The organism is Faecalibacterium sp. (genome assembly GCF_052358865.1).
Lineage (GTDB): Bacteria > Bacillota > Clostridia > Oscillospirales > Ruminococcaceae > Faecalibacterium > Faecalibacterium butyricigenerans.
Genome location: NZ_DAWCVJ010000066.1, coordinates 1 through 13,293 on the forward strand (window position 1 = coordinate 1; position 13,293 = coordinate 13,293).

14 protein-coding genes and 1 pseudogene are annotated in these 13,293 nt (G+C 53.7%); 14 read left to right on the top strand and 1 reads right to left on the bottom strand.

The window, feature by feature from the left end; genetic code table 11:
- A partial coding sequence (locus ACT8X9_RS10210; protein ID WP_444268894.1) for an alpha-amylase family glycosyl hydrolase occupies positions 1-1,385 on the top strand: 1,385 nt, incomplete at its 5' end.
- Between the two features lie 75 nt (positions 1,386-1,460).
- Complete coding sequence (locus ACT8X9_RS10215; RefSeq protein ID WP_444268895.1) at positions 1,461-1,706, top strand: hypothetical protein; 246 nt, start codon at positions 1,461-1,463, stop codon at positions 1,704-1,706.
- A gap of 313 nt (positions 1,707-2,019) precedes the next feature.
- On the opposite strand, the gene ACT8X9_RS10220 is transcribed toward ACT8X9_RS10215, so the two are convergent.
- Entirely contained in the window at positions 2,020-2,676 is a 657-nt protein-coding gene (locus ACT8X9_RS10220; RefSeq protein WP_444268896.1) for an HD domain-containing protein, read from the bottom strand.
- Between the two features lie 1,066 nt (positions 2,677-3,742).
- Here ACT8X9_RS10220 and ACT8X9_RS10225 point away from each other — a divergent pair.
- The 12 genes and pseudogenes from ACT8X9_RS10225 to ACT8X9_RS10280 all read left to right on the top strand — a co-directional run.
- A complete protein-coding gene (locus ACT8X9_RS10225) occupies positions 3,743-4,183 on the top strand; it encodes a hypothetical protein (RefSeq protein ID WP_444268897.1) in 441 nt (146 codons plus the stop codon).
- Positions 4,156-4,635, top strand: a complete 480-nt coding sequence (locus ACT8X9_RS10230; protein WP_444268898.1) for a DUF6551 family protein — start codon at positions 4,156-4,158, stop codon at positions 4,633-4,635. Before ACT8X9_RS10225 ends, ACT8X9_RS10230 begins: the two co-directional genes overlap by 28 nt.
- Before the next feature lie 85 nt (positions 4,636-4,720).
- A complete protein-coding gene (locus ACT8X9_RS10235) occupies positions 4,721-5,104 on the top strand; it encodes a type II toxin-antitoxin system PemK/MazF family toxin (protein ID WP_444268899.1) in 384 nt (127 codons plus the stop codon).
- A 60-nt stretch (positions 5,105-5,164) separates the two neighbouring features.
- Positions 5,165-5,401, top strand: a complete 237-nt coding sequence (locus ACT8X9_RS10240; protein ID WP_005922522.1) for a hypothetical protein — start codon at positions 5,165-5,167, stop codon at positions 5,399-5,401.
- A gap of 180 nt (positions 5,402-5,581) precedes the next feature.
- Entirely contained in the window at positions 5,582-6,115 is a 534-nt protein-coding gene (locus ACT8X9_RS10245) for an AbrB/MazE/SpoVT family DNA-binding domain-containing protein (protein WP_412620877.1), read from the top strand.
- Positions 6,116-6,277: 162 nt separating this feature from the next.
- Positions 6,278-7,363: a hypothetical protein gene (locus tag ACT8X9_RS10250; protein ID WP_444268900.1), complete on the top strand. Its 1,086-nt coding sequence runs from the start codon at positions 6,278-6,280 to the stop codon at positions 7,361-7,363.
- Between the two features lie 287 nt (positions 7,364-7,650).
- A complete protein-coding gene (locus tag ACT8X9_RS10255; RefSeq protein WP_444268901.1) occupies positions 7,651-9,111 on the top strand; it encodes a ParB/RepB/Spo0J family partition protein in 1,461 nt (486 codons plus the stop codon).
- 282 nt (positions 9,112-9,393) lie between these two features.
- Complete coding sequence (locus ACT8X9_RS10260; protein WP_444268902.1) at positions 9,394-9,735, top strand: DUF7768 domain-containing protein; 342 nt, start codon at positions 9,394-9,396, stop codon at positions 9,733-9,735.
- A 1-nt stretch (position 9,736) separates the two neighbouring features.
- Positions 9,737-10,450, top strand: a complete 714-nt coding sequence (locus ACT8X9_RS10265; RefSeq protein WP_444268903.1) for an antirestriction protein ArdA — start codon at positions 9,737-9,739, stop codon at positions 10,448-10,450.
- Positions 10,451-10,533: 83 nt separating this feature from the next.
- On the top strand, positions 10,534-10,968 hold the full coding sequence (locus ACT8X9_RS10270; RefSeq protein WP_444268904.1) for a PcfB family protein: 435 nt from the start codon (positions 10,534-10,536) through the stop codon (positions 10,966-10,968).
- Positions 10,955-11,911, top strand: a pseudogene (locus ACT8X9_RS10275) (type IV secretory system conjugative DNA transfer family protein); the annotation flags it as partial. The gene ACT8X9_RS10270 and the pseudogene ACT8X9_RS10275, both read left to right, overlap by 14 nt.
- A 90-nt stretch (positions 11,912-12,001) precedes the next feature.
- On the top strand, positions 12,002-13,293 hold a 1,292-nt coding region (locus ACT8X9_RS10280; RefSeq protein ID WP_444268905.1), incomplete at its 3' end, for a recombinase family protein.

Here is a 13,293-nt window from a genome sequence, read left to right on the forward strand (position 1 = left end):
TCAGCCTGTGTCTGGATTTTGTCATGAACCACACCGCCAGCACCCACCGCTGGGCCATGGCGGCAAAGGCGGGCGACCCGTGGTTTCAGGCCTATTACCACCTCTATGAGGACCGCACCATCCCCGACCAGTACGAGCAGACCGTGCCGCAGGTGTTCCCCAACACCGCCCCCGGCAACTTTACATGGTGCGAGGAGATGCACAAGTGGGTGCTGACCACCTTCCACGACTACCAGTGGGACCTGAACTACGGAAACCCGGCGGTGTTCGTGGACATGACCAAGAGCATCCTGCACCTTGCAAATCTGGGCGTGGAGGTGTTCCGCATTGACGCCGTGCCCTACATCTGGAAGCAGCTGGGCACCACCTGCCGCAATCTGCCGCAGGTACACACCATCGTGCGGATGCTCCGCATGGTACTGGAATGTGTCTGCCCCGCTGTCGTGCTCAAGGGCGAGGTAGTCATGGCTCCCAAGGAGCTTGCCGCCTATTTCGGCACACCGGAAAAACCGGAATGCCATATGCTCTACAACGTGTCCACCATGGTCAACCTGTGGGGTGCCCTTGCCAGCCGGGACACCCGGCTGCTGAAGGCGCAGCTGGATGCCCTCCACGCCCTGCCGGACAACTGCTGGTTCGTAAACTATCTGCGCTGCCACGATGACATCGGCTGGGGTCTGGACGAGGCGGTGGAAAACCGGCTTGGCATCGACCCCCAGAAGCACAAGGAATACCTCTACCACTTCTACGAGGGCAATTTCCCCGGCAGCTGGGCAAAGGGCGAGCTGTACAATTACGACCCCGCCACCGGCGATGCCCGGAGCTGCGGCACCACCACCAGCTTGTGCGGCGTGGAGCAGGCGCTGGAAAAGGACGACAAAACCGCACTGGACTACGCCGTGAAGCGTGATCTGCTGCTGCACACTGCTATGGCATTTTTGCAGGGTTTCCCCATGCTGAACTGCGGCGATGAGATTGCTCAACTCAATGGCTGGGACTACAAAAACGACCCCGACCGTGTGGAGGACAGCCGCAATCTGCATCGCAGCAAATTCAACTGGGAGGACGCAAAGCAGCGCACCCAAAAGGGCACGCTGCAAAACCAGCTGTGGCAGGGCATGGAGCAGCTGCGCCAGATGCGGGCAGACCCCTGCTTTGCCCCGGATGCGTGGGTGACCACATGGGACAGCCATAACCCCGGCGTGCTGGCGCTGGTACGCAAGCGCGGTGAGGAAACGCTGGTGGGGCTGTTCAACTTTACCGAGTACCCGGCAGGGGCAAGTCTGGACGCTCTGGGCGGCGAGTATCACACCCCGGAGGGCACTTCCGTCTGGCTGGCAGATGTGGAACTGGAACCCTATCAGGCGCTGCTGGTGCACCGCTGAAAGGAGCAGCCCCTGCTCACCGGCACCACCGACTGCGAAAACGGCACGGCACAACTGGCACAGAACGGCATCCGGATGATCTTTGTCACCTTGGGTGCAAACGGCGTATGCTACCGCTTTGGAGAGAAAACCGGCCGTGTGGCAGGCGATACCTTCTTTGGGGCTGCTCTGTCCAAGCTCTGCAAGGAGGAGCTGGACACCCTGACTGTGGACAAGCTGGAAGGCATTCTGGCTTTTGCCGCCAACAAGGCTGCAAGCATCACCACCAGCCGCCACGGTGCTATCCCTGCCATGCCTACATTGGAAAAAATCGAAAAATAATAGAACCGGCCAACGACCTGTAGCAAATCATACAGGCCGGTGGCCGGAAACCATGGGCTAGAAGATTAAGGGTAAAACAAAAACAGGGTGCACCCCTGAATAGGACGCGCCCTGCCAAAGACCACAGACAATAGCGATATTTGAAAAAAGTTGTCTAGGAATTGACATCGTGCAGAGTTCATGGTCACGCATGCCGCCATAGCAGTCATATTGAAAGACATCCCGCCTGAAAGTGAAAGCTTTACTTTCAGGCGGGACTTTTTGTTTTTTATTGTAAAGGCTGGTTCCTGTTCTTTAAGGAGATGGCTACACATTAAAGAACTTTGGCCCCATTGGCCGTTAACTTGAAGGTTGCTCCCAGCATATCGGCAGCCCCGCGGCACATCAGCATCCGCTGCAGGAAAATCTCAAAATATTCGTACATGCTGCAAATGTCGGTGTCGATCTGCAGATTCAGCGAGATGACCTTTTTCTCGATGTTGATTTTCAGAGTCTGGTCTGTCACCGCGTAATTGACCCGGTCATGGATATCAAAGGTTGCCTTTGGCTTTTCCCGCACGCGGCTGCGGCGCACATCGGTCTTGTCACCGATGATGATGGCTGCCGAGATGGGGTCCACAGCCCCGCCGGTAGATTCATCGTGGTTGGAAATGGCAGACACGATGGTGATGCGGTCCGGAATGCTCAGGTCATATTGTTTGAGAATCTCATTGGCCAGCAGTCCACCGTATTCGGCGTGGCGGTTCCGGTTGATGGCATTTCCGATATCGTGCATATAGCCTGCGATCCGGGCAAGCTCGATGTCATGTTCCGAATAACCGAATTTTTTCAGGATATGCGCAGCGGTTTCTGCTACCCGGACGCAATGAGCCTGCGAGTGGTCGGTATAGCCCAGCAGGCCCAGATTCTGGTTGCCCTTTTTCAGCAGTTCGTTGACTTCTTCGTTGTGTTTGATATCTTTATATGTCATTTTTTTGTTCCTCGATTCTCTTGTGAAAAGAAAGTATTTATGATTGTAAGATAATTTCAAGGCGGTTGCAATCAAATTGCGGTAAAACCCATGCAATTTTCCGGCGATGCGCATTTCCTTCGTCAGCTACAGCAGATCCAGCTGGGCGGGCCATAGTTGCTGCTGGTGCCGCCGCATTTTGCGGACTGTGTGCAGCCGGATACTTTCCCCAGCCGGGAAAAAGGCGTTGTCTTTCTCAGCGGACCGTAGCTGGCAGGAAAAGCCGGGCAGCGCGCCCGCGAAATGGTAGCGCACGGAGCACGCGGCATCATGACAGACACCCCGGATGCGGGCAGCCTGAGCGCGGAAATGCTGGACAATGGGTTTTTGAATTTATAGAAGTCGCATAGAAAGACATCCCGTCTGAGGGCAAAGCGAAGGTTTTGCTTTTCAGGCGGGATTTTTTTGCTTTTTGGAACTGTTGTATACAATATATGGACTAAGAGGGTGGGTGACTTGGACTACGAGTCCATAAACTTTTGCTCGAAAGTACGATACACTATTGTCACGGCAGCGGCCCACCTCCGAAAGGGAGCGGGAGCCGCAGCCGGGCGGACCTTGAAAATTGAATATGCAGCTTCAGGTACTTCCAGATAATGATACTTCCGTAATTCGCGGCCCGGTCATAAAGAAGACGGGGTGGCCGAGAGGCCAATGGAGTGGTGCAAATCCAACGCCTGAATGTTTCCCTTTCTCAGGGGTGCCGGGGGCAAATTAAGAGAAACCATACAAAACCTTTTCCAAACGCCGTTCGAGGGTAACCACGGACGGCGTTTTTATATATCAGCGAAAAGGAGTACGCAAATGAATCGCAAGACCACAAAAAAGGTGGATGAATCCACCCTGACAACTTTGTGCGCCGTCTGCCGAGGGGCATTTTTGGACGCAAAGGGCGTCCGTCTCCGCAGAGCCGACCCCAGGCAGCTCGTCAAGGATGTCTGCACGTATTGCCAGACACGATATGGGTTTGACTACTACGTTCAGCCCATTGTCCGTAAATCGAAAATGACCGGAAAGGAGAACCGACGTGAAACTGAGCCAGCTTAAAATTGACCCGGAGTTCCAAAGCAAAATTCCGCCGCTGCAGTTTGAGGAAGAACAGCAGCTTGAGCAGAACATCATTGCCGAGGGTCGTCTTCTGAATCCCATCATCACATGGAATGGCTACATTCTGGATGGGCACACCCGCTACCGCATCCTGAAAAAGCACGGTTTTATCAAGTTTGAAGTGGAAGAAATCCAGCTTGCGAACAAGTACGAAGCGCTTGCATGGATCTGCAAAAATCAGCTTGGCCGCAGAAATCTCAGCCCAGAACGAAAGAAGTTTCTTCTGGGCAAGGAGTATGAATCGACCAAGCTGGCAGTGGGCGGGCAGCCCGGAAATTGCAATAAAGTAAATCGATGTGATCAAAATGATCACATCGATTCAGAAAAACGCACTTGCGAACGAATCGCCGTACCTGCCTGACGGCGGGCGAACGCCTTCGTGCAAATCTGGTGGCCGAAAACCCGGATGCACTTTACTTTGTGGGAATCACGTCGAATGCCGGTGTGGAATTTGCCTATGACGGCATCCGGGCACCCTGGAAAATCTACTGCATCGAAACGGCATACGAGCTGTACAAGCAGTATGGCTGTGAGCGCTACGTCGAGATGCTTCGCATCATCAACGAGGCGTGGAAGGGCAATGTAGACGCCTACCTTGCCGGTGTGATCCGGGGTGTGGCCCGCTTCATCTCCGTATACGAGGGCGAGTACAGCCGGGAGCGGCTGGTGCAGCAGCTGGCAAGGACACATCCGAAAACCATCACGCAGCTGGCTCAGAAAGACACCGGCAGTTCTGCAAACCGCCACATGCGGCAGATTCTCCGCATCTATAACGGTGCCAGCCGTGAGATGAGCCTGCCGCTGAAAAACTGACAATTTCGTTCTACCTCCTGAACAACAGCCGTCGTGGTATTCGTCCGCGGCGGCTGTTTCTTACATAAAAAGGAGGTTGATTTTTATGTTACCGAACAATTGGAGATATCTCAGAGGGGACATCTACTATGCAGACATGGAGCCGCATATCGGCTCGGAACAGGGCGGGAAACGCCCTGTGGTAGTTCTGCAGAACAACATTGGAAACCGTCATTCGCCTACGTTGGTCGTTGCAACTGTTACCACCCGGACGGAAAAGAAGAAAAAACAGCCCACCCATGTGCTGGTGGATTCCAACCCGGCCTTTGAAGAACCGTCCATGATTCTTCTGGAGCAGATCTTCACGATCGATAAATCCCGCATCGAACGCTTTATGGGCTATGCCAGCAAGGCTGAAATGCTCCGCATTGATATGGCTTTGCTGGTCAGTCTGGCTCTGAACGTTCTGAGCGGAAACCGCAGCGAATAGCGGACAACCAGTAACCCGTAAAAATGAGGTGATAGCGATGTAATCGGAGGTGAGTGAGCCATGCGAAAGAGTGCCCCCATTGAAGTGGTGGTACATTACCCCAAAACGAAAGAGGGATGGGACGAACTCGGAAAACGGGTCGCAACCGCCCACGCCAACTATGTGATCGAAAAAATCGACCGTCTGAACTGCCCCACATGGCAGAAGCTCGAATTGCTGCAGGCGGTGATCGATACTACCAAAGGAACTTACAAACCCAAGGAACACCAAAAGCCCGGCTGGCAGCCGAGCCGATAAACAAAGCCCCACGCTCAACATAAGCTTTTCTGCTCTGACCAGAGACGGTCAGATTCAGAGGCAGTGTTGAGCGTGGGGCTTTTTGTGTTACATAAGTGTTTTGAAATGCTGCCGACACAACAAAACGGTTGATTATTGGCGGCCAATATGGTATTCTTTTTGTAAGGGAAGGTGAAGTGCATGAATCGTCGCAGCGTGAAAATTATGAGAAGAAAAGCAGGGGGAACAGCAGGAAAGAATGCAGAAAAGTATTCGGTCAATCTCCCGGCAGTGTGGCTTCGTGCGATGGGAATCCAGAAAGATAACCGGGTAGAACTTTCTTTTGACGGTGAAAAAATCACCGTCCGACCGCTTGCATCAACAGACTCGGAACTGTTCCGCAGAAATGCAGAACAGAAAGGACATCAGCTGAAAGAATATCGGTATTATGACGGAGATACGTTGTGTACCGTGATTTTGGCAGATTTTACAGCGGAGCAGATCTGCATCGAAAACAAAGTTGACGAAATACTGGATACTGCGTTTGGTGTGAACGAAACGCCCTCATGGGAAGACTTCCTGGCCTTTCTGGCAGACCGATGCATTCCGAAAACACGAAAGGGCTTGGATTACTATCTGGATGCTGTTGGCGTTCCGGAATATGACCCGGTTCTGCTTGTTGAAAAGACGCAGGGAAGAATGGCGGAGGATCACAAATGGCTGGAAATTATTTGACGCTGCATATTACCCAAAACAGTTCCACTTTTTGCTGAAAGAGCGTATCGAAACCGTCCTGATGGAGCAGCAGAAAAAGCTTTTTGAAAAGTAAAAGCTCTTGCGTCCCGTGAAAAAAGAAGGTAATATAAATTCAGAGCAAGACACAGAACGCAGGGAGGGATGAAAACCATGTTTTACGAGATCATGCACCGGGAAAGCTGTGTGGCACAACTCAGCACGACAGGGGAATGCAAGGTCTGCCTCGAGGATTTCATGCCCTATGATCTGGTTCTGGTGGAATCGGATGATTTTGACGAGCGCATCAATAATGTAACGAACTTTTACTATTGGTGCGCCTCCCGGATGTTGACGTTGGATCGCACCTACGCCAAGGAAATCCTGAACAGTATCGGTGCATCTCAGAGTGTTACGGACAGGGAACGAGCACAGATTGTATTATCCTACCATTGTCTGTCTTTGCTGGATGTGTTCTGGGTGAAAGAAGAAAACGAGAAGATTCGATTCGAGGATATCAACCTTTTTGCACACTCCTTAAGCAATGCGCTTGTGGATATTGCGCTGCGGGGGCACCAAATGACGGTGACAAACGCCCATCTTCTGGCAAATGACCTGTCTACGGGCGGCTTGTACCCCAAAGCATGGGTGCGCAAAGAGGATGGATTCTATCTTTACAAGGATGGCGGCAGGGATGCGGTGGAATGTGAAGTGCTGGCAAGCAAAATCTGCCGGTGCTTTGACTGCCATCAGATACTGTATGAGCAGGGGATGTTTGAAAATGAGCCGGTTTCTATCAGCAAAATCATGACATCTCAGCGATACAGTCTTGTGACCTATGCAGCCTATGACGTCTACTGCACGAACCATGATTGGAACACGCTGGATAAGATCTTAGAGCTGGATGCTCCCGGCTACTATATGATGAACATTCTGGATTATCTGGTGGGCAATACTGACCGTCATTGGGAAAATTGGGGTCTGCTGGTAGACAACGAAACCAATCAGCCCATCCGTCTGCATGACCTGATGGACTTCAACCGGGCGTTTCAGCAGTACGACACGCCAGAAGGCGCAAACTGTCTGACCGTGGGAAAACGCCATCTGAGCCAAAAAGATGCTGCAGTGGAAGCGGTGCGGAACATCGGACTGAACCAAGTCCGTCAGGTGGAGCACACCGTATTCTCCGAGCATCCGGCATGGAAAGCAACGTTTGAAGAACGACTGCGTGTTTTACGGAACGCCATGTAAGTCAGAGCGAATATCAGAATAATTGAAACAGAATGATTCCATAACGAAAGCCCGTCTGCGCTGCCACATATGAATACCTCCTATTAGGAACGCTGTAAATACAAGGGTTTTCAGACCCACCAAAACAAAACAGAGCTATCACATTACGCAAAAGGCCGCCCGGTCAAGACCAAGGGCGGCTTTTTTGCGTGGAAAGCTCGGAAGGAGGCAGGATTTTTCAAAAAAATAAGTACAAAATTTTCAAGCGAAATTTTGTGCAACATTACAAAAAGATAGGAGGTTAGCAAATGGAAGAAAAGAAACCGCCCACGGGCGCGGAGGAGCATAGCACCCCCGAAGCTCCCGTAGCAGATGGGCCCGGTACGGCCCCGGCCCAGCCCGCTCCCGGCGATGTGGTTGTACCCTTTGAGAAAATCGAAGAGCTGATGGCAGAACAGCGGGCGGCGGCCCGCCATGCTGTGGAACAGGCCGAACCGCCCACCCCGGAGGCTCCCGCTCCCGGCCAGCCCGAGAAAGCGGCTGAACAGGCCCAGGAGGAAAAGCCGCAGGAGGAGGTTGCGGCTGAACAGAAAAAGCCCCGCCGTGGCCGTCCCCCGAAGGCTGAAAAAGCGGAGCAGGCAGCGCCCGAGGCCGACAAAGAGCAGACGGCGGCAAAGCCCCGCAGAGGCCGCCCACCCAAGGCGGATAAGGCGGCCCCCGACGAGGCCCAGCCGCCCAAACCTCGAGACAAAGTGTCCCAAGGTAAAAAGGCCGCAACGGTCAAGGCGGCTCCCGCCCCGGAACAGGCCACCGCTGGCGGTGGTGCTGGCCCCGAGGCCGGGATCGCGGCGGAGCCCCAGACACCTACGCCCCCGCCCCGTCCTGTGGAGGAGGGCAAGCTGGTCTATCTGAAACTTTCCGAGCTCCACCCGTTCCACACATTCCGTCCCCATCCGTTCAAGGTCACGGATGACGCCAAGATGCAGGAAACCGTCGCGTCCATTAAAGCAAACGGCGTTATGGTTCCCGGTCTTGCCCGCCCGGAGAAAGACGGCAACGGTTTTGAGATTATCGCGGGCCACCGCCGTACTCGCGGCAGTGAGCTGGCCGGGCTGGAGGAAATGCCCTTTATTGTCCGGGATATGACCGACCAAGAAGCTGTGCAGGCCATGCGGGACAGTAACAAGCAGCGAGATCAGACACTTCCCAGCGAATTGGCCGCCCTGCTGGATTTGGAAGTGGAGGCCATCAAGCACCAGGGCGGGCGGCTGGACGGCGTTGCTCCCGGTGATGTGGGAAAACGCTCTGTTGAGATCGTTGGCGAAGCGCACGATATGAACTACAAAAAGGTCATGCGGTATCTTCGCCTTAATTTCCTTGTCCCGGAGCTGCTGAGTAAGGTGGACGAAAAGGGGCTAGGCTTCATGCCCGCCGTGGAGATCTCGTACATCAAACCGAAAAACCAGAGGTTGATTGCCGTGTCTATCGACGGTGAGCAGTCCTCGCCCTCCCACGCTCAGGCCAAACGGCTCCGGGAGCTGGATCAGGCGGGCAAGCTCAACGGCGATGTGATCGACGGTATTCTGAGTGAAAAGAAAAAGGAGGATCGCGGCGTGATTATTTCTATGGCCGAACTGGAGAAGTATTTTGGCAAGGAGGTCACTCCTGTCAAGATGAAGGAGCAGATCATGTCCCTGCTGGACGAATGGAAAGAGAAACAGCCGCCCGAGCTGAAAAAGCCCGAGAAAAAGGCGGATTTGGAGAAGTAACCTCGAGACACTTTGTCCCGAGGTTTTTTCACGCCCTTTCACAGAGGGCTCTGGTGGTTTATCCCCCGTCGCCGCCCAAATCAAAGCGCAGTCGGGAGCTGCCTGTCAAGGGGGCATGACCCCGCCGCTTGCGGCGGCTTGCCCTTGACGGGCGGCCCCGGCTGTGCTACTCTCAGCGGCGCGGCGGGGGTATATCCTCCAGAGCCGCCCCCTTTCCCATGATTGGGAAAGGGCGGGGGGATTGGGCTGAACCTACATTATAAATTATCGGAGGTATTCAATATGAAACGACCCCTTGCGTATGTTACCGCCGCATGGTACGGCGGCGACAGCGAAAACGCAGAACGGGCGGCGCAGTATTGCCGCGCTGTGTATGAGGCGGGCTTTTCGCCCATCTGTCCCACCCTGTATCTGCCCCTGTTCCTCAATGATGCTATTCCCGAGGAGCACAAAAGCGGCATCGACATGAGCCGCGACCTGCTCCGCCGCTCTCATGTGCTGGTGGTGTGCGGCCATACTGTCACCGAGGCCATGAAAAACGACATCGCCGTTGCCCAGCGGCTGGGTATCACCTCCACCACGCTGGAGGGCATCCTGACCGTCAAGGGCCAGGGCCGCCGCTGATATGCCATCGCTGTTCGAGGCGTATGTGACAAACCTCGGCAAGTACAACGAAGGGGAGCTTGTGGGTGAAACCCTCAAGTTCCCCGCTACTACCGAGGATGTGCAGGCGCTCTTAAAGCGGATCGGCGTGGACGGTATTCGATATGAGGAGATTTTCATTACCTCTTTTGACGGCGATGTGCTGGGCCTGTATGACTATTTGGGCGAGTACGAAAACCTTGACGAGCTCAACCATTTGGCCCATCTGCTCTCCGATATGGGCACCGCCGATCTGGAGAAGTTTGAGGCCGTGATAGACAGCGGCGAATATACCGGCAGCGTTCAGGAGCTGATCAATTTGACGCATAATTTGGATTGCTTCGACTTCGAGCCCGGTATCAGCAACGACGAGGAGCTGGGGCGGCTGTATATTCAAGACTTCGGGGCCGTCGAGATCCCGGAACATCTCATTGACTATATCGACTACGAGGCATACGGGCGGGACGCCCGGATCAATGAAAGCGGCCACTACGCCCCCGGTGGGTATGTGCGGAACAACTACGGCAATTTTATTGAGGTGTACCACGGCAGGGAGGATATTCCCGACGAGCACCGCATTTTCGCCTACCCCAAGCTCAACATCCGGGAGCAGATGGCGGCCTACCAAGGCATTATCGACAAATCGGCGCTGGACACCGAAAAGCACCGCATCAGTCCGGGGCGCGAGGAGCGTTAGCACTTCGAGACACTTTGTCCCAAGGTTAGGAGGTGGTATAGCTGGTTGACGAAGATATTTCCCGGCGCACAATCGCAATTTCCATGAAGGCCAGTAAGCTGACGGCCCGGAGCCTTGCCTATGCGCTCCGGGCCGTTGGCCGTAAGGTTGCCAAGGCCCGCCGGGAGGCCCAAACGCCCCACGGCAAACAGAGCGTGAAAAAGCTCATGGCTCACGGCGCGGCCACCAGCAGTATCGAGGTGGACGCACCCAAGGTATTTGACCGGGTAGCCCGGAAGTGGAATGTGGACTATGCCTTTTATAAAACCGGGCCGGACAAATATCTGCTTTTCTTCAAGACGGGACAGGCCGACGCGATGACGGCCTGTTTTTCTGAATACTCCCGGAAGGTGCTGGATAAATCCAAGTCCCGGCGCGTCCCCATCCGGGAACAGCTCAAACGGGCGGCGGATCAGCTTGCCAAGGAAAAGCCCCGCCAGAAGGAGCGCGTAAAGGAGGCGGCCCATGCGGACAGATAAAATCAGAAAATATGTACTTCCCAATATCCCGTATCTGTTCATCGGCTGGGCCTGCTTGAAAATGGGGACGGCTTACCGTCTGGCCGCTGGTGCAAACTTCGGGGAAAAGCTGCTGGGGCTGATGCAGACCATCGGCGTGGCCTTTGCGGATTTCTCGCCGGGGCTTGATCCCTTTGACTGGCTCATTGATATTGTGGGCGCTGTGGCTTTTCGGCTGCTAATCTATGTGAAAAGCAAGAACGCCAAGAAATATCGCCGGGATGAGGAATACGGCAGCTCCCGTTGGGGCGGGCCTAAAGACATCCAGCCTTTTGTCGATCCAAAGTTTGAGAACAATGTCATTCTCACCGGGACGGAGCTTCTCACCATGAACACCCGCCCGAAGATCCCGGCCAATGCCCGCAACCTCAACGCCTGTATCATCGGATCGTCCGGCTCGGGCAAAACCCGGTTCTGGCTCACGCCCCAGCTTCTTCAAGCCCATTCCTCGTATGTGGTGGTCGATCCAAAAGGCGGCGTCCTCGGGCAGGTGGGCTATTTCCTGCAAAAAAAGCGTGGATATAAAATCAAGGTTTTTAATAGCATTGATTTTTCCAAGTCCATGCACTATAACCCGCTGGCGTACATCAAGAACGAGGCCGACATCCTAAAGTTTGTCAATGCGCTGATCTCCAACACCAAGGGAGAGGGCAAGGAGGGCGATCCGTTTTGGACGAAGGCCGAGACACTTTTGTATTGTGCGCTTATCGCCTATATCATCTTCGAGGGCCCTGCCGAGGATCGAAACATGAACACGCTGGTGGACATGATTTCCGGGATGGAGGTCAAGGAGGATGACGAGGACTTTATGAACGCCGTGGACTATATGTTTGCGGGGCTGGAAAAGCGCAAGCCCGATTGCTTCGCCGTGAAGCAGTACAAAAAGTACAAGTTAAGCAGCGGTGATATATGCTCTAAGTGACTTCTTAATCATGATTTTGTCATGGTTAGTGAAGCAATCACTTAGAGCATTTTTGTTTCAGGAGGTACAGCCATGAGAAATGAAAAAATTACCCCACTGTACGAGCGCCTGAGCCGGGACGATGAGTTACAGGGCGAGAGCAACTCCATATCCAACCAAAAACAGATGTTAGAGGATTTTGCCCGCCGGAATGGGCTGCCAAACCCTACGCACTTTACCGATGATGGTATCTCAGGCACCCGTTTTGACCGCCCCGGATTTTTGGCGATGATGGAGGAAGTGGAGGCAGGGCGTGTAGAGGCAATCGTCATCAAGGACATGAGCCGGTTAGGACGCGACTATCTGAAGGTCGGTCAAGTTATGGAGGTTTTGCGGCAGCGAGGCGTTCGTCTGATTGCCATCAACGACGGTGTGGACAGTCTGAAAGGCGATGACGATTTTACCCCGTTCCGCAACATCATGAATGAATTTTACGCCCGTGATACCAGCCGGAAAATCCGATCTGTGTTTAAGTCAAAAGGCATGAGTGGCAAGCACCTGACCGGCACTGTGATTTACGGCTACTTATGGGACGAAAAACGGGAGCATTGGCTGGTAGATGAGGAAGCTGCCGAAGTGGTACGCCGTATATTCTCCCTCACGCTGGAGGGATATGGGCCTTACCAGATCGCCTGCAAATTATCCACAGACCGGATTGAAATTCCTGTCGTACACCTTGCCCGCTTCAACGAGGGTGTGAACCGTTCAAAGCCGGTCAAAGACCCCTATGGGTGGGGATCATCTACCATCGTGAACATTTTGAAAAAACGAGAGTATTTAGGGCATACCATCAATTTCAAGACCCGCAAGCACTTTAAGGACAAGAAAAGCCACTATGTTTCTGAGGACAAATGGACGATCTTTGAGAATACCCATGAAGCCATTATCGACCAGCAGACCTTTGATTTGGCGCAGAAAATCCGCAGCAATGTACGGCGTTATCCAAACGGCTGGGGCGAAGCGGCTCCCCTCACAGGCTTGCTCTATTGTGCCGATTGCGGCGGCAAGATGTATGTCCACCGCACCAATAATGGCAAGCGGGTTTCTCAATATACCTGTTCCAATTATACCAAAGTTCCGTGTGGGACACTATGCCCTACACAACACCGTATCAATGAGAGTGCTGTCCTGACATTGGTTTCCGACACGCTCCGGGCTATCGCTGAATATTCGAGAAATGACCGGACGGAATTTATTCACACTGTTCAGGAGACGCAGGTTGCTCAACAGAGTGCCGATATATCGAAAAAGCGCAGGCGTCTGGCTGCTGCTCAAAAGAGAGCCGGAGAACTGGAAAAACTGATTTGCAAAATCTATGAGGACAA